Annotated in this window: 9 protein-coding genes and 1 pseudogene; 7 read left to right on the top strand and 3 right to left on the bottom strand. The window is 74.2% G+C overall.

Annotated features, from left to right (window positions below; all coding sequences use genetic code 11):
* Positions 1-326 precede the first annotated feature (326 nt).
* Positions 327-1,349, bottom strand: a complete 1,023-nt coding sequence (locus tag ADK60_RS07275) for an ArsR/SmtB family transcription factor (protein WP_053644202.1) — start codon at positions 1,347-1,349, stop codon at positions 327-329.
* Between the two features lie 244 nt (positions 1,350-1,593).
* Between ADK60_RS07275 and ADK60_RS07280 the strand changes: the two genes are divergently transcribed.
* Positions 1,594-1,866, top strand: a complete 273-nt coding sequence (locus ADK60_RS07280; RefSeq protein ID WP_159400340.1) for a hypothetical protein — start codon at positions 1,594-1,596, stop codon at positions 1,864-1,866.
* Between the two features lie 309 nt (positions 1,867-2,175).
* Here the strand turns inward: ADK60_RS07280 and ADK60_RS07285 are convergent.
* Both ADK60_RS07285 and ADK60_RS07290 read right to left on the bottom strand, forming a co-directional pair.
* Positions 2,176-3,088: pseudogene (locus tag ADK60_RS07285) on the bottom strand (IS982 family transposase).
* Between the two features lie 67 nt (positions 3,089-3,155).
* Positions 3,156-3,788, bottom strand: coding sequence for a class I SAM-dependent methyltransferase (locus tag ADK60_RS07290; RefSeq protein ID WP_053644206.1), 633 nt, complete (start codon positions 3,786-3,788; stop codon positions 3,156-3,158).
* Between the two features lie 339 nt (positions 3,789-4,127).
* Here ADK60_RS07290 and ADK60_RS07295 point away from each other — a divergent pair, with 339 nt between their 5' ends.
* The 6 genes from ADK60_RS07295 to ADK60_RS43105 form a co-directional block, all read left to right on the top strand.
* On the top strand, positions 4,128-4,511 hold the full coding sequence (locus tag ADK60_RS07295; protein ID WP_053644208.1) for a hypothetical protein: 384 nt from the start codon (positions 4,128-4,130) through the stop codon (positions 4,509-4,511).
* Positions 4,512-5,397: 886 nt separating this feature from the next.
* Positions 5,398-6,594, top strand: coding sequence for a PP2C family protein-serine/threonine phosphatase (locus ADK60_RS07300; protein WP_053644210.1), 1,197 nt, complete (start codon positions 5,398-5,400; stop codon positions 6,592-6,594).
* Positions 6,595-7,081: 487 nt separating this feature from the next.
* Positions 7,082-10,456, top strand: coding sequence for an FtsX-like permease family protein (locus ADK60_RS07305; RefSeq protein WP_053644212.1), 3,375 nt, complete (start codon positions 7,082-7,084; stop codon positions 10,454-10,456).
* 136 nt (positions 10,457-10,592) lie between these two features.
* Complete coding sequence (locus ADK60_RS07310) at positions 10,593-13,424, top strand: hypothetical protein (RefSeq protein WP_053644214.1); 2,832 nt, start codon at positions 10,593-10,595, stop codon at positions 13,422-13,424.
* Positions 13,425-13,513: 89 nt separating this feature from the next.
* Positions 13,514-14,488 (top strand): ABC transporter ATP-binding protein, encoded by a 975-nt coding sequence (locus ADK60_RS07315; RefSeq protein WP_063783077.1) that lies wholly within the window; start codon positions 13,514-13,516, stop codon positions 14,486-14,488.
* 155 nt (positions 14,489-14,643) lie between these two features.
* Positions 14,644-16,229: immunity 49 family protein (locus tag ADK60_RS43105; protein ID WP_053644215.1), on the top strand; the 1,586-nt coding region annotated here is incomplete at its 3' end.

The raw sequence follows: 16,229 nt of genomic DNA on the forward strand, positions 1-16,229 counted from the left end.
GCCGTCGGATGCCATCGGATCGCTCAGCGTCCGCCTTGTTTCACCTGAAGCCACGGGTACGTCGGCCTGACGCGCACCCACGACGGTGCCTGGAGCCAGCGGGGGCTCAGGTGCGACGTGCCGGGGCTGTTGCGGGGACGGGTCGTGAGCCCTGCGGTGTTGCCGATGAAGAGCGCTCGCTGTCATCTGTTGTTGTCCGCGGACAACGAGGTCAATGTCGGCATCCGGAGTTTGACCGCGTCGGCGGCCCTGCGCTGCCTGGAAGCTCGACGGGCGGCAGCTGCGCCGGGCGTAGTCGTTCCGGGGGCTTCTCTTCTGCCGGGGGCTCAAGCCGGGAAGTGTTGGCCGTTGAGCAGGGCGCTGCCGAGGGGGGTGAGCGTGTGCAGGACGGCGCTGCGGCGTCTTGTGGTGGTGATGAGGCCGGCTTTGCGGAGGACGGAGGCCTGCTCGCTCGCGGTGGGCAGTGACGCGCAGAGGCGCTCGGCGAGCTGCCCGGTGGTGCACGGGCCGTCGCTGATGGCATGGAGGGTGCGCGCTCGTGTGCGTCCCAGGAGCGCGGACAAAGCACCGTCGGTCCCGTGGCGGGTCGTCGTCAGCAGTGCGGCGACATCGGCAACTCCGCGTACAACGGGGAGGAAGAGCAGGACGGGTGCCTGGTCGTCCGTCGGGTCGGTGTAGGTGATCGGCCTGGTCTGGCAGAAGGCGGACGGGACCAGTAACAGGCCTCGGCCCTCCAGGTCGACGGTGCCGGTGAGGGCGCCCCTGCCGATCTCCAGCGTAGGTGGCTTCCAGCGGAACTCGGGCGGTAGTCCGGCGAGCATCGCCTCGGGTCCGTCCTGGGCGAGTCTGAGGGCGTGCGTGGTCTGTTCGGCCCGCAGGCGGGGCAGGATGCGCTGCCAGTGGGGGGCCACGGCGACGCGGTGGACCTCGCGGAGGAGCGTCAGCAGTTCCTCGCGGTCCGTTCGGTCGTGCGCGATGTCGCCCCACCCCAAACCCGCCCAGGGGCCCGTGCAGCGTGAGTAGTGGGCCCGGCCTTCGACGGCCCCCTCGAGTTCGGCCCGCAGACGCTCTGTCGGCGAGGCGCGCAGTGCCTCGATCCCCTCCTCGACGGACGATGCGGCGCCGGTGACGGTGAACAGGTCCAGGACAGTCTCCTGGAAGAGGGACAAGGCCGGGTGGACAAGGGCGGGCGACTGGGCGTGGACCTTGTGTCGCCATGCGCCGAACATTGCCCTGCTATGCGGTTGTTGCAGGGTCGTCAGCGCGTGCAGCGTCTCGCCGAGCGGGCCCCATGTCGCCGCTATCCGGGTCCTGGCGAGGTCCTGCGGGGTGAACGTGATGCGTAACACGTGAGGCTTCTCCCGAGTTCTGTTCGAATACCCACCTTCCCGGCGCCCATCGTCTCCGGCTGTGCACAGTTGCTTCAAGTGGGCCTCACCACAGGGGTTTCGGCGACGGCCGAAAGGACTGGGACCGCGCCCACCAACACCGTCAGGATGGAGCCCGAAGGCGACGGGCCGGGAACCTCGAGACACCGGGGCTCCCCAGGGCCGGCAGGTCGCCCGGATCGAGAAACCACCCATGGAGGCGTTCATGCGTATTCGTCGTGCTCTCGCGGCCATTGCTGTCGGTGCCGCGCTCGCTCTGGGTGCCGCAGCTGCACCGGCCGTGGCGGCCACGCCCGTCCCCTCCTCGTCGGGGCCCACCGTCCAGGCCGGGTACACCTGGCAGTACACCGGCGAGTCCTTCAAAGCCAAGTCGGCCTGCGATGCCCGCGCCTCGTACTTCCTGGCGGCGTCCAACGTGAAGTACTACCGGTGTGTCAGCGAGGGCGGCCGCTGGGCCGGTCAGGTCTACGCCAGCTGATCGAACGCAGGACGCGCCCGGTGGCGGTCGGACCTACCGCGAAGGCCTCATGCGCGGTCTGCCTCCAGCTCCTTCCGCAGCTGATGGGCGGGAGGGCGATGGCGACGTTGTGACAGGTCTCCAGGGTAGCTTCGACCGCCGCCGTCCCGGAGTGGTCGGACTCGCCGGGGGGTGAGGAACTCCGGTATCCAGCCAGAGGCCGGGGCCAGGCCGACGAGCAACGCCGCTTCTTCGGGCAACCGCTCAAGGACGTGGCTCCGCCCCGGAGTGGGGCGCCGGGACGGAGCCTAGATGATCGATTCCAAGGGGTCAGTGGTCATAGGCAGTCAGGGCGCGCGACCGGCTGGCCGGTGTGCTCGTTGTGCCAGATGGCGGCGGTGAGCGCGAGGATGCGTTGCAGGACGCGGACGGCCACGCCGCCGGGGGTGCGACCGCGGTGACGTTCGAGGTCGAGTTGGCCCCTGAAGGTCTCGTTGATCGACTCGATGACCTGCCGCAGAGGCTTGAACAGCCGTGATCCGGGCCGTTCGGCCTCGCCCTTGCGGGCCGGCCGCAGCAGTCGGATGTCCAGTTCGGCCAATTGCTGCTCGAACTCGCGGCCGAAGTAGTTCTTGTCGCCGATCAGCGTCTGGTTGGGGCGCTCGGCGGCGAGCCGTGGTTCGACGGCGAGCAGGTCCAGCAGGGTCTCGCGCTCATCGGCTTTGGCACCGGTCAGCGCGAAGGCGACAGGGAGGCCGTGCAGGGTGCAGACCAGGTGCAGCCGCAGGCCCCAGAAGTAGCGGGTGTGGCTGGCGCAGTACCCGTACTGGGCCCATCCGGCCAGGTCGGAGCGTTTGACGATCTCGCGTGAGCGTCCGCACTCCACGGGCGTGGAGTCCACCACCCACACGTCGTCGCTCCACAGAGTGGTGCCACGGGCCAGCACACGCGTGACATCCCGGATAAGGGCGGCAGCCTTGCGCAGCCGCTTGTTGTAGCCAGGTTGCTGGGGCAGGTAGGGGAACAGGTGCCCCAGATGGGCGCGGGCATGCCGCAGCCACCGCGCCTCGGAGGTGAAGCCGAGCATCGCCTGCATCATCGCCAACGTCACCAGCTCCGCATCGCTGAGCTGCGGCGCGATACCCACAGTTGGCCGGCACGGGGCGAGCTGCGGCGAATCCTTCAATAGATCGTCGGTCTTGACGTAAAGTGCGGTCGCGAGGGAGTCCAACTCTGTCTTCACACACTGACGTTGGACTCCCTCGTCTCACGCACGCAGGCGATCCCTGCAAACTGGCCCTATTCCCCAGCTATGACTCATTTCGCCCGCCGACGGGCTTGTCCCAGATGAGCGAATAGCGCCACAGCAGATGGCGACGGAAGCGGCTCCCGGGCAGCAGTCGTCTCGCCTCCCTGCGAACCTCGCCCCAGGCCACGGTCGGCATCCGGGCGGGCATGCCGTCCGGGTCGGTCTTGCCCCCGTGACGGCGGGCGTTGAACCGGGCGGCCGGGACTCCGGCGCCGCTGATGATCCAGTCCTGCGGCGTCCGGTTGCGGGCCAAGCCGATGATCACCAGGCGCCCACCAGGCGCGAGCAGGCAAACCATGGCCTTGACCGCCTGTTCGAACTCGACGTGATGAACTACCGCCACGGCACTGACGAAGTCATATGCGCCGGCGGCAAGCGGACCACGCGAAGCCCCGTCGAGGAAGTCCGCCTCCAAGAAAGTCACTCCGCCCAGACCTGCGCTGCGTTCACGAGCCAGACGGATCATCTCGCCGGAGCAGTCCACGCCGGTCACTGATTGGGCCTGCCTGGCCAGCTTGCGCACCAGCAATCCCTCGCCGCATCCCACGTCCAACGCTGTACGGCAACCGTCCGGCACGGCGTCGAGCACGAGCGGGTGGTAGTGAACGTTGTGGTTCCAGTAGCCCAAGGTCATCGCTCCAACGTATGCCGCACAGCATCCGCGCAGGCCGACTATGACCACTGACCCCTTGGAATCGATCATCTAGGCGGATCGCCTGAAGACTCCTCACCGCATCGGCAACCGGCAGTGCGCGGCTGCCGGCGAGCACGGTCCGCGCCAGATCCTCGGCGGTGAAGTGAGTCCTCAGCACAAAGCCCCCAGTTGTCCGGCCGCGGACCGTTGCGTCATCGCCGCCAGGGACCTTCGGCGGTACCCGAGGGACGTGGTCGATCCCGTTCCCGCCAAAGAAGCTTTTTTCCAGGCCGGTTCAAGGCCAAGCACCGGCCAAGCACTCGTCCACTAGGAGGACCCATGCGTGCACCCTTTGCCCTCGGCGCCATCGTCCTGGGAGTGGCGCTCCTGACGGGCGGCACCGCCGCCGCGCAGGAATCGCCCGTGACCACGACGAGCACCTCGGCCGCCGCACCCTACTGCGGCGGCATGTTCGCCTACGCGCCGACCAAGTCGTTCACGACAGTGAGTGGTCGCACGCAGGCCTCCGGCTGTGAAGGCTCACCGTCATTGACGATGCGTCTCTACCGGGACGGCTCACAGGTCTCGTCGTACTCATGGTCCGGGGCCAACACCATCACACTCTCGACCGGCTGTACCTCGGGCCGCCATCTGTACGAGGTGACACTGCGGAACAACAGCAACGGGGTCGAGGTGTCCAACAGGGCCTGGATCACCTGCTAGCAACGCAACGGTGTATCACGTGATCGGGCATCAGCTCTGCGGCTGACGTCCTGTCGCCTGCGCAGCGCGGCGATCGTGCGGTCGCGGCGAGCAGGTCCGTCCGTGAGATCCGTCAGGCGCCCGCGGATCTCGACCACCGCCCGCACCAGCAGCGCCCGGGGCCGTCCCACGCGTGGGACGGCCCCGACTCGGTCTCATCGCCGGCGACCCGCGTCCCGCGCTCATCCCCGTCGGCACCGACACGCCACCGGGCATTCGCGCGGTGCTGCCTGCCCGGTACGGGGACCTCGAACCGGTTCAACACGGCCGACGAGCCGAGCTGTTCCAAGGCCCGGGAGATCGAGTGTCCCGGATGCCCGCCCCTCCGACTCCCGGTCGGCCGGTCTCCGGCGGAGCAGTTGTTCGGGGGGCGGGGGTGCGGCGCGTGCCGCACCCCATTGCCTGCGGCACGCCAGTTCCTGGTGTCCTGGGGGCCGCCGGTGGTGGGGTACAGGGGCGCGGCCGCCCCAGGCCGGAAAACGTGAACCTGCTCGGGGGACATCCCGAACCGCAGCGGCCACACCCCCCACCAGAGGCTCCAGTACCCAGCGCGCCCGGCCGCCGACTCCGACACCCATCCCGACCCCCGTGCTGCGTCCGGTCACCGGCACGGTAGGCCGGCAAGGGACACCAACCCAGCGATGACCTGCGACAGCAGGTGCTCGTCGGATCGGCGGCACAGGTGGTAGGTCCCCAACAGCCGGCCGTTCCTCCTGCCCTTGATCGGCTCTGATGAAGCCAGCAGGCCGGCCGTGTCCAGGTACCTCGTCCGTGTCGGTACCGCGCGCCGGGGCCGGAGCGGTTTCAGACTCGAAGGGGGGGCCGAGGCGGCGGAAAGGCTGGTGCGATGGTGGAGGAACCGGGAGCCGCGCTGGCCGTGTTCCTGGAGCGGTCGCACACCGTGGCCCCGCTGCAGGTACCCGGCCTGGTCGAAGAGACCGCTCACCGACTCGGGATGGTGTCGGCGACTGTGTACCTGGCGGACGTGCAGGAGGAGGAGCTGGTGCCGCTGCCCCGCCCAGGCGAGGACGACGGTGGCGAGTCGCTGGCGATCGAGGGAACGGTCGGCGGGTGGGCGTACCGGACGATGTCGCTTCGGCTGTCGCACGGCCGGCCGCTGTCGTTGTGGCTGCCACTGGTCGACGGCATCGCGCGGATCGGCGTGCTGCAGATCGTCGCCGACCGGATCACACCCGCGATGCTGGACGGCGCCGAGCAGCTGGCGGCCGTGACCGCGCTGACCGTCGTGTCCAAGAGCGGGTTCAGCGACCTGTTCAGCCGCACTGCCCGCCGGCGTCCGATGACCACGGCGGCGGAGATGGTCTGGGCGTTCCTTCCGCCACTCACGCTCGGTACCGATCGCGTCACCTCCACGGCCGCGCTGGAGCCGGCTTACGAGATCGGCGGGGACGCCTTCGACCACGGCCTGGACGACGGGCGCCTGCACCTGGCCGTGGTCGACGCGATGGGCCACGACCTGGCGGCGGGGCTGGCCTCCGCCGTCGCGCTGGCCGGCTGCCGCTCCACCCGCCGCGCGGGCGGGTCCCTGACCGACATCACCGAGCGGATCGACGAGGACCTCCACCGCTGGCGGCCCGGCGGCCTGCTCACCGGCGTCTTCGCCAACCTGGACCTCGACTCCGGGCGGCTGTCCTGGGTCAACGCGGGCCACCCGCCGCCGCTGCTGATCCGCGCGCACCACGTGGTGCCGGGGGCGCTGGAGGCCCAGGGCGAATTGCCGCTCGGGCTCGGCCCGGGTTACGAGCGCCCGCGCACCGTGCACGAGTCTCAGCTGGAACCCGGCGACCGCGTCCTGATCCACACCGACGGCGTCACCGAAGCCCGCTCCGCCGACGGCCTGCTCTTCGGCGAAGAGCGGCTCGTCGACTTCGTCACCCGGGCGCTGGCAGCCGGCGAGCCGGCCCCTGAAGCCCTGCGCCGCCTGATCCGCACCATCCTGGGCCACCACCACGGACGGCTTCAGGACGATGCCACCATTGTCCTGGCCGAGTGGCACCCCGAGAGCGGAGACGCCCACCCGTGACCGAGCCGCGCGCGGACACTGCCCAGCCGGTACGGGCGGCGTCCGTCCGGTGCGGCTCTTCTACGACGAGCGCCATATCCACCGCGCCGGCGCACTGCCCGGACCGGTGCGCGCCACTCCGCCGGTGTCAGGGCATGCGCGGGTGCGCGGTGCCCTCGTGGTCCCGTGCGTCCGCGCTCTCGGAGTGCCTGCTGTCCGCCGTCCGGGCGGGGAGTCGCTCCAGGGACCAGGTCGTGATCAGCCGTGACGGGGTACCTGCCCGGGCCCGACACGCAGATCCACCATTTCCGGCACGAGAAGGGTGACCGCCCCGCGCGCATCAGCCCTCGCCTCCTCGCCGACGGTGTGCCCGCCGGGCGTTCACGGCCGGGGCGGGCAGCCCGGTTGCCCCTTCAGGCAGAAAGGCGGCCGAACGGAACCCGGCCGGGCCGAGTCGACGGGTTGGCACACGGACCTCCGCCGCGGAGGGTGCCGAGGGGAGCAGTGGATGGAACTGGCGGGGGTGCGGCGCCGGCTCGGGCGGCACGGTCTGGTGCTGGCAGCCGTCGCCGTGAGCGTCCTGGTGGCGACGGCGGTGCTGTCCGCGGTGGCCGGGCTGGCCCAGTCGGCCGCCACCGCCGGGGTGCGCCAGCGGCTCGCCGCCGACGCCGGCACCTCGGTCGAGGTGACCGCGCGCTGGACGGCGCCGGGCCTGTCCGCGGCCGACCGCGCGGTGCACTCGGCACTGGTCCGGACGATGGCCGGCACCCCGTTCCGCACCGCGACCGCGCAGCGCGGCATCAACGCCGTCGACCTTCCGCTGCCGCCCACCGGGCGCCGCTGGGCCACCGACACCGCGCTCCCCTCCCTCCTGGCGGTGCTGCCCGACCCCGGCCGCTACGCACAACTGCGCAGCGGCAGCTGGCCGGACGCGCCCGAGGCCGCCCCGGCCGCCGACGGCGGGCTGCGCGTCGCCCTTCCCGAGGCCGCCGCCGACCGGCTCGGCCTGGACAGCGGCGGCAGCACGGTCGTCCGCACACCCGGAACCGGCGAACCGCTCAGGCTCACCGTGACCGGTGTGTACCGGGAGGACCCGGACGCCGCCGCGTTCTGGGCCGGCCTCGGCGGAGCCGAGGCCGCGAACCAGCCCCTCGTGCTGATCGACGGCGCCCGGCTGGCCGCGCTGCCCGGGTTCGGCGACCGCATGCTCGCGGTCTGGCTGGCCCTGCCCGACACCGGGCGGTCGAGCCTCGCCGAACTCGCCGCGCTGCGCGACCGGGTGGCCGCCTTCGCCCGCTCGGACACCGCCCGCTCGGTCTACCGCGGTGCCGAACCGGCACTGGCCGACACCGCGGTGCGCAGCGCACTTCCCGGTGCGGTCGACGGCCAGGTGGCGCCGGCCCTGACCGCGAGGGCCGAGATCGCCGTTCCGCTCGGCCTGCTCGCCCTGCTCGCCGCCGTGGTCCTCGTGCTGACCGCCCGTCGGCTGGCCGACGCCGTCGCCGGCGAGCACGCGCTCCAGAGCTCCCGGGGCGCCGGCGCGGCGCGGCTGCTCGCGGCGACCGCCGGCGAGTGGGCGTTGGCCGCGGTACCGGCAGCGGTCGGCGGGCTGCTGCTGGCCCGACCGCTGCTGGCCGCCGTGCTGCGCGTCGTCGGGGCGCACGGCCTGGCCGCGGGCGACGGCCCGAGCGCCCGGTGGGCCGCGGGCTTCGCGCTCCTGGTGCACGGCGCGGCTCTGCTGCTGCCGCTCGCCCGGCAGGCGGTGGACCCGGCTGCCCAGCGGGCGCTGCGCGCGCGCAGCCCGCGCCGACTCGGTCTGCAGCGGGCCGGGGCGGACCTGGTGCTGCTCGCCGTGGCGGCCTTCGGTTTCCTCCAACTCCGCCAGTACGAGGGAGTCGCGGTGAGGAACGCGGTGAGGAACGCCGACGCCGGGTTCGACTCCTGGGTCGACCTGACGCTGGTGCTCGCCCCGGTGGTCATGGCGGTGGCCGGCGGTGTCCTGCTGCTGCGGGTGCTGCCGGCGGTGGGGCGGCTGCTGGAGCGGGCGGCCGGCCGGGCCCGCGGGCTGGTGCTGCCGCTGGGCGCCTGGCGGCTGAGCCGCGACGCCGGTCGCCAGTCGGTGCCGGTGCTGGTGACGCTGCTGGCGGTGGCCTGCAGCAGCCTGGCCGCCGGTGTGCTGGCCGCGCTGCCGACCAGCAACCGCGACCGGGCGGCCTACACCGTCGGCGCCGACCTCCGGCTGTCCGGGGTGTCCGGCGCGCCCGGGCAGCGGCACGCCACGCTGGCGGCCCTGCCGGGCGTGACGGGACTCACCCCGGTGGCCGAGCAGTCGGCCTTCGTGGGCACCACCCTGGTGCGGACGGTCGCCCTCGACAGCACGGCCGCCTCCGCCGCGGGGCTGCCGCGCCTGCGCCCGGACCAGGCCGACCGCCCGGTCCCGGAGCTGCTGGCCCCCCTGACCGCCGTGCCCGCCCAGGGGCTCGCGCTGCCGGGCGCGCCGGCTGCGCTGGAGGCGACCGTCCAGGCGAGCACCGACCTGCCGGTCCCGGCGCCCGGCCTGCTCCTGCAGCTGTGGATCCAGGACGCCGACGGGCTGACCGAGCAGCTGACGGTCCCGCTGACAGCCGACGGCCGACAGCACTCCCTGACCTTCCCCCTGGCCGGCGGCGACCGGCGCGCCGGCCCGCTGACACTCAGCCGGCTCGGTGTCCACTTCCCCGGCACGGTCGCCCTGCGCTCCACCCTCGACCTGCGCCTGCCGAGGATCACGGCCGTCGGCGCCGCCGGCGAGCGGACCGACCTGGCGCTGCCGCCGGGGCAGGGCTGGGCCCGCTCCGGCAAGGTCCTCGCGGCCCCCTCCTCGCTCGGCTGCCCCGGCACCGAACGCGGCCGCACGGAGGAGATCCCCGATCAGGCCGAGGCCTGCAGCTGGCAGAGCGAAGGGGACGACCTGCTGCACACGGTGATGCGCTCCCACCAGCCGCCGATACCGCTCGACCCGGCGGGCGGTGACGCCGTGCTCGCGGTCCAGCCCGTGACCGGCGGCGCGCCCGTGCTCCGCACCCTGCCGGGAGGCGCGATCCTGCCGACGCCCCCCACCCTGCCCGTGGTCGCCGACCGCGCGCTGCTCGACGCGGTGAACGCCAGGGTCGGCGACACCCTTCCGCTCATTTGGGAGCGCGACGGGCGGAGTACCCAACAGGTCCTGATCACCGGGGAGGTCGACGTGCTGCCCGGCTACGACCGGGGCCAGGGCCACCTGTTGCTGGACCTGCGCGCGCTCGCCGCCAACCGCGCGCTCACCGGCGCGGCCCCGCCCGTCGCCACCCACTGGTGGCTGGCCGGCTCGGACCCGCAGGCCCTCTGGGCCGCCGTCGACGGCCACAGCGAGTTCGGCCGGCCGCAGAGCGCCCTGCGGATCGCCGCCGCTCTGGCGGACGACCCGTTCCGGGCCGGACTGCGCTGTGCCTGGCTGCTGGTCCTGGTCACCGCGCCGCTCTTCGCGGTGACCGCGCTGACCCTGCACGCGGTGAGCACGGTCCGCTCCCGCCGGCGGGAGTTCGCGGTGCTGCGCGCGCTGGGCGTGCGGCGTGCCGAGCTGACCGCGCTGCTGCGCGCCGAACAGGTGGCGGTGACCGTGCTGCCGGTGCTGCTCGGAGGGCTGCTGGGCCTGCTGCTGGCGGCCCGGCTGCTGGCGCTCACCGTGCTGGACGACTACGCGCGCCCGGTCTTCCCGGCCATGGCCGCCGCCCCGGGCCGGCCCGCCGCCGTGCTCACGGCGCTGGCCGGGGGCCTGCTGCTCACCCTCGCCGTGCTGGTCCTCACCCGGCTGCTGGCCCGGGTCGACCTGGTCCGGGCCCTGCGCGCGGGGGACGACGGATGAGCCCGGCGGAGGACCGGCGGCGGGCGGACGGGCGGTACGCGGACGGGCAGCGGGCGGCCCGATGGCGCGTCGGCGGGCACACCGGCGGGCGAGCCGGCAGGCACCAGGACGGACGCTTCGACGGAGGGAGCCCCACATGCTGACACTGCGCCTGATCCGGCGCGAGGCGCGGATCGCCTGGCCGGTCTCCGTCGTGCTCGCGCTGCTCGCCGCACTGCTCACGGCGGTCCCGCTGAGCTGGCCGCCGCAGTTCGACCGGCTGGCCGCCGGCACGCTCGCGGACCGGGTGGTCCGCGCCCAGCGGGACGTGCCGCTGGTCTCCGCTTCCACCACCACCGTCCCGCTGGACGGGCTGGTGCCCCCGGACACCGGCTCGCTCGACCGGGAGCTGGACCAGCTCGGCGAGCGGGTGCGCACCGCGGCGGGTCCGGGACTGGCCGCCGTGCTCGACCGGCCGCAGGCCCGCGTCACCACCCTCGACGTATCGGCAAGTGGTCCCGAACTGCCCAGCCCCTACGGCAAACCGCCGCGCTTCAGCCTGGTTTACGCCCAGCCCGACGGCGTGGGCGGCACGGTCGAGTACCTTCAGGGCCGCGCGCCGCGGCAGCCCGGGGCCGACCCGCGCGTCCCGGCCGGAGGGGCGGCCCCGATCGAGGTCGCGGTCTCCGAGGGCACCCGGGAGAGGCTCGGCCTGACGGTCGGCCGACGGTTCGACCTGTCGGACCGCGGCTGGGCCGCCCCGGTCCTCGTGGTCGGGGTCTTCCGGACCGACCGCGGCGCGGACCGGCTCTGGCAGCAGTCCCCGATGCTGGTCTCCCCGTGGACCGTGGCGGTGGACCCCGGCCAGGAGCTGAGCGGCCAGCTGCTGACCAGTGCCGACGGGATCGAGACGATCGCGAAGCACGGCCTCGCGATCAAGGTGGCCTGGGAGCTGCCGACGGCCGTCGACCGGTCCGGTCCGGCCGCCGCCCCGGCCGGGATCGCCGCAATGCAGTCCGCCCTGCGAGGACTTCGCGCCGCCGGGCCGGACCGGCTGTGCGGGTCCAGCCTCGCGGACACCTGCCTGCTGGCCGGCCAGATCGTGCCCTCGATCAACGTCACCGAGCGACTCGCCCCGGAGCTGGACACTTTCGCCGTCCAGCGTCGGCGCACCGAGCAGTTGCAGGGCTTCGCGCTCGCCGGACTGCTCGCCCTGGTGGTGGCCACCGCGGTCGCCGCCGCCCGGCTCGGGGCCCGCCGCCGGGCCGGCGCCTTCGCGCTGCAACTCTCCCGCGGGGCGGGGCTGCCCGGGATCGCGGGCCGACTGCTGGCGGAGGCCGCGGTGGCGGTCGGCGCCGGGGGCACTGCGGGTTGGGCGGTCGGCCGCGCGCTCGCGCCGCAGGGCGCCGCCCTCGGCTCGCCGGTGCCCGCCCTGGTCGCCGCCCTGCTGGTCTGGTGCGCGCCGGCGGCGGTGCTGCTCGCCTCCGCCGGACGGACCCGGCCCGCGCCGCGCTCGCGCCGGATCGTCCTGGAGGCCCTGGTGGTGCTCCTGGCTGTCGGCGGGCTGGTCGCGCTGCGTGCCCGCGGTGCCTACGCGGGCACCGGTACGGACCCCCAACTCGTCCTCTCACCGGTCCTGCTGGCGCTGGTCACGGTGGGGGTCCTGCTCCGGCTGCTGCCCCCGCTGGTGCGCAGGGCCACCCGCTCGGCGCGGCGCTCGCGCGGCCTGGTCCCGTTGGTGGCGCTCGCCCGGGCCGGGGCGCAGAGCGGCGCGGCCGCGCTCTCCCTGCTGGTCCTGGTCCTGGCCATGGGCTACGGGGTCTACGGGGGGCTGGTACCGCGCACCCTCGCGGACGGGCAGGAGCAGATCGCCGGCTGGCGCACCGGCGGGGCACCCGTCGCCCTGGTCGGGCCGAAGGACCGGCTGTCCGGCGACCTGCCGTCGCTCCCCGCCGTCGGGCACCGGGTGACGGTCACCGGTGCGAGCGGGGAACTCACCGCGCAGGACGACGGCACCACCTTCCCGGGCGCCCGGTTCGTCGGGCTGGACGCCGCCGCACTGGGCGCCGCCGATCCATCCTCCCCCGTGGCCCGCGCCCTGCTGGCCGCCGACGGGGCCGACGCGGCGGTCGGGCGGACCGGCGCCGGGAGCGACGTCCCCGTGCTCACCGCGCTGGCCGACCCCGGACTCGCCGCCCGGTTCCCCGACGGCACCTTCGAGCTGACCGCGCTCGGGACGGGCCGCTCCCTGGTCCACGTGGTCGGTGCCCTGCCCGAGGAGGCGCTGCGCGACCCGGTCCTCGGGCCGACGCTCGGCGGCGGGCCCCGGCCCGGCGCCCTGCTGGTGTTCACCGGCCCGTCCGCGGAGCGTCTGCCCGCCCAGAGGAACCACGCGTCCGCCCTCCTGCTCTACCCGGCCACCGGCGGACCGCCCCTGGACCCGGCCGCGGTGCGGGCCGCCGCCGGCGTGCAGCTCGCTCCCACCGGCCTGCCCGGACCGCAGGTCGAACTCCGCGACCGGGGCGAGGAGCTCGACGCGCTGCGGTCGGACGGGCTGGCACGCTCGGCCCGGCTCGCCTTCCGGGCCACCACCGCGCTCGGCCTGCTGCTCGCGCTCGGTACGTTCGCCCTGGACCTGCTGCTCAGCGCCACCGAACGCGCCCGGACGACGTCCTACCTGCGGACCCTGGGGATCGGCAGCCGGGCGGTGCTCGGCCTGCAACTGCTCCAGCAGCTGCCGCTGGTGCTGGCCGCGGCGGTCGGCGGCACCTCGCTCGGCCTGCTGCTGCCCGCCGCGCTCGGTTCCGGCCTGCGGCTGGGGGCACTCACCGGCGGGCCGTTCGAGCCCGCCGTACACATCGACTGGACGATCATCGCGGGTCTCGGCGTCGCGCTGGTCGTGCTGATGACGGCGGCCGCCGTCCTGGAGGCGGCGATCAGCCGCCGACGCGGACTGGGCGCCGTACTGCGACTCGGGGAGGCACTGTGACCGTCCGACGGACCGAACGACCCGCGGCCGGGGCCGCAGGACCCGCATCCGGGACCGAACGGCTGCCCGGGTCCGGGACCGAACGGCCGATGGTGGCGTGCCGGAGCCTGGTGCGGATCTACCGCACCGGCACCCGCGCCCGTGACGGGGTCGAGGTGCAGGCCCTGCAGGGGCTCGACCTGACCGTGCGGGAGGGCGAGTTGACAGCCCTGGTCGGCGCCTCCGGCTCCGGCAAGTCCACCCTGCTCGGCATCCTGGCCGGCCTGGACACCCCCAGCGCCGGCACCGTCGAGGTGGCCGGCACCGACCTGGGCGGGCTCAAGCGCCGCGAGCGGACCGCCTACCGGCGCCGCACCGTCGGGGTGATCCAGCAGCAGACCGCGCGCAACCTGCTGCCCTACCTGACGGCGCGCGAGAACGTGCAGCTGCCGATGGGCTACATCGGCGTGCCGCGCCGCGGGCGCGCCGCCAGGGCGATGGAACTGCTCGACCTGATGGGCATCGCCCCGGCCGCCGACCGCACGCCGGCCGGGCTCTCCGGCGGCGAGCAGCAGCGGGTGGCGATCGCCGTCGCCCTGGCCAACGAACCCCGGCTGCTGCTCGCGGACGAACCCACCGGCGAGCTGGACACGGCCACCTCGGAGGAGATCTTCGGCGCCCTGCGCACCGCCAACACCCAGCTGGGCACCACCGTGCTGATCGTCACCCACGACGCCCTGGTGGCCGACCAGGTCCGCCGCACGGTGCGGATCCGCGACGGGCGCACCTCCACCGAGGTGCTGCGCCACCCGGCCGGAACCGGCCCGGACGGCGCGCTCACCGCCCAGGAGTACACCGTGCTGGACCGCGTCGGCCGGCTCCAGCTGCCGCGCGAGTTCACCGAGTCGCTGGGCCTGGCACACCGCGTGCGGCTGGTCCTGGAGCACGACCACGTCTCCGTGTGGCCCGACCTCGGCCACCCGCCGACGGGCACCGGGGCCGGCACCGAGGCGGGCGAGGACGAGGCGGGCGAGGACGAGGCGGGCGAGGACGAGGCGGGCGAGGACGGGCGCACCCGGAGCTGACACGACGGCGCGACCGGCCGGCCGGAGCGGGCGGGTGCCGCTCCGGGGTGAACGGCACCCCGCTGACGCCCCGACACCCTCCGGCCGCCCCGAGGGCCCCGGTGTCGGACCCCCTGCCTAGGCTGGGGGCAACCGATGATCAAGGGAGCAGGACTGTGCGGATCGAACGTCACCAGGTGGACGGGGCGCGGGTGGCGGAAGCCCGCGAGGACTTCGTGGACCGGATCGGGAGGCAGGTCCACTCCTACTCCCGCGCCGGTCTGATGACCACCACCGAGTGGCAGCTGATCTCCGACTCCTTCCTCGACTACCTCGGCGCCCTCTCCACCACCCGGCCCGACCTGCATTCCGCCGAGGCCAGGGCCGTCCTCAAGGACGCCGCCGCGGCGGCCGCCGGCGCCGTTTCCTTCGCCGCCTACTACCCGGTCGACAGCTTCCACGTCTTCCTCGACTACCCGAACTTCGGGATGAGCTACGACCGCGAGCGCGGACAGGAGCGCGACCCCCACCACCGGGTCACAGCCGGGGAGTGGCTCGACGCCTTCTGTCTCGCCATCGTCGCCGACCAGGTCTCCGTCCACGGTGAGGCCTTCGGCTGGGCCCGGCAGCTGATGCCCGCCGGGCCGGCCACGCCCGCCCTCGAACTCGTCGACGGCCTCCTGGCCCACTTCTTCGAGGACGACGGCGTCCCGGCCGGCAGCACCGCCCCCGTCGCCGAACCGCAGCCCGGTCTGCGCGCCCTGCGCGCCCTCGGTGCCGGGGACCGCGAGGTCTTCGACGCCGCCCTGCTCGCCCTGCTCCAGGACGGGCCGCAGGGCACCGGCCCGGCGAGCCTCCTGCCGCTGGTCCCGATCGCCCTCGCCGCCCTCGCGTACCGCACCCACGGCTGGGCTCCGGCGGTCGACACCGACTACCTCCCGCACGCCCTGGTCACCGGTTTCGAGACGGCCGGCCCGCGCGTCCACGCCTTCGGCCGCGACCCGCGTCCCGACGCCGTGGCCGCGCTCGCCGCCGGGCCCGTCGACGTCGAGCGGCCCGGTCCGGCCCGCCTGTACAGCCCGGAGAGCGAGGCGCGGTTCGAGCGGCGCACCCTGGAGGCAGTCACGGCCGGGGAGGGCGAGCCGCTGGACGCATGGGAGCTCACCGGCGCCCTGCGGTACCAGACCTACCTCCTCGCGGCGCGCGCCTCGGAGTGCGACGACGCCACCGACGCCGTGATCGCCACCCTGCGGCGCGGCTCCCAGCTGGGGGCCGCCGTGTTCCGGGCCGCCCTCGCCGAGCCGGGCACCGAGGCCGAGGCGACGATCGACGGCCGCGCCCTGCGCTTCCCCGCCCGCCGGGACCGGGACTTCGGCCCGGCCTTCTGGCAGACCGCCCTGTCATTCGCCCTGATCACCGGCTCCCCCGAGGACCTCGAACCGCTTGTCCTGGCCGGCCCCACGATCGCCGCCGAGGACCGCTCCCCGTCCGCCTCCTACCGCGCCGCCCTGCACGACCACCTCCGCGGCGCCGACCCGCGGCCGGCCACCGAGCGGGCGCTGAAGGAGGCGGAGCGCATCCGGGAGGGCTGGCTCCCGGCTCCGGCCGTCCTCCTCTCGCAGCTGATCGGGGGCGACGCGACCGGCTTCGACCTCGCCCTCCTCGACGCCCTGGAAGCCCACCGCGACCACCACAGCGTCGCCGACCGCGACACCGACGCAGGTGCCCCGCTCAGCCTCGACGTGCTCGCCCTCGCCTGCCA

The organism is Streptomyces sp. XY431 (assembly GCF_001279805.1).
GTDB classification, from domain to species: domain Bacteria; phylum Actinomycetota; class Actinomycetes; order Streptomycetales; family Streptomycetaceae; genus Kitasatospora; species Kitasatospora purpeofusca.

What these genes read in the sequence shown, in the direction of transcription:
- ADK60_RS07290 (WP_053644206.1), bottom strand. Translation starts at nt 3,788, where the DNA reads ATGACCTTGGGCTACTGGAACCACAACGTTCACTACCACCCGCTCGTG.
- ADK60_RS07315 (WP_063783077.1), top strand. Translation starts at nt 13,514, where the DNA reads ATGGTGGCGTGCCGGAGCCTGGTGCGGATCTACCGCACCGGCACCCGC.
- ADK60_RS07295 (WP_053644208.1), top strand. Translation starts at nt 4,128, where the DNA reads ATGCGTGCACCCTTTGCCCTCGGCGCCATCGTCCTGGGAGTGGCGCTC.
- ADK60_RS07280 (WP_159400340.1), top strand. Translation starts at nt 1,594, where the DNA reads ATGCGTATTCGTCGTGCTCTCGCGGCCATTGCTGTCGGTGCCGCGCTC.
- ADK60_RS07310 (WP_053644214.1), top strand. Translation starts at nt 10,593, where the DNA reads ATGCTGACACTGCGCCTGATCCGGCGCGAGGCGCGGATCGCCTGGCCG.
- ADK60_RS07300 (WP_053644210.1), top strand. Translation starts at nt 5,398, where the DNA reads ATGGTGGAGGAACCGGGAGCCGCGCTGGCCGTGTTCCTGGAGCGGTCG.
- ADK60_RS07305 (WP_053644212.1), top strand. Translation starts at nt 7,082, where the DNA reads ATGGAACTGGCGGGGGTGCGGCGCCGGCTCGGGCGGCACGGTCTGGTG.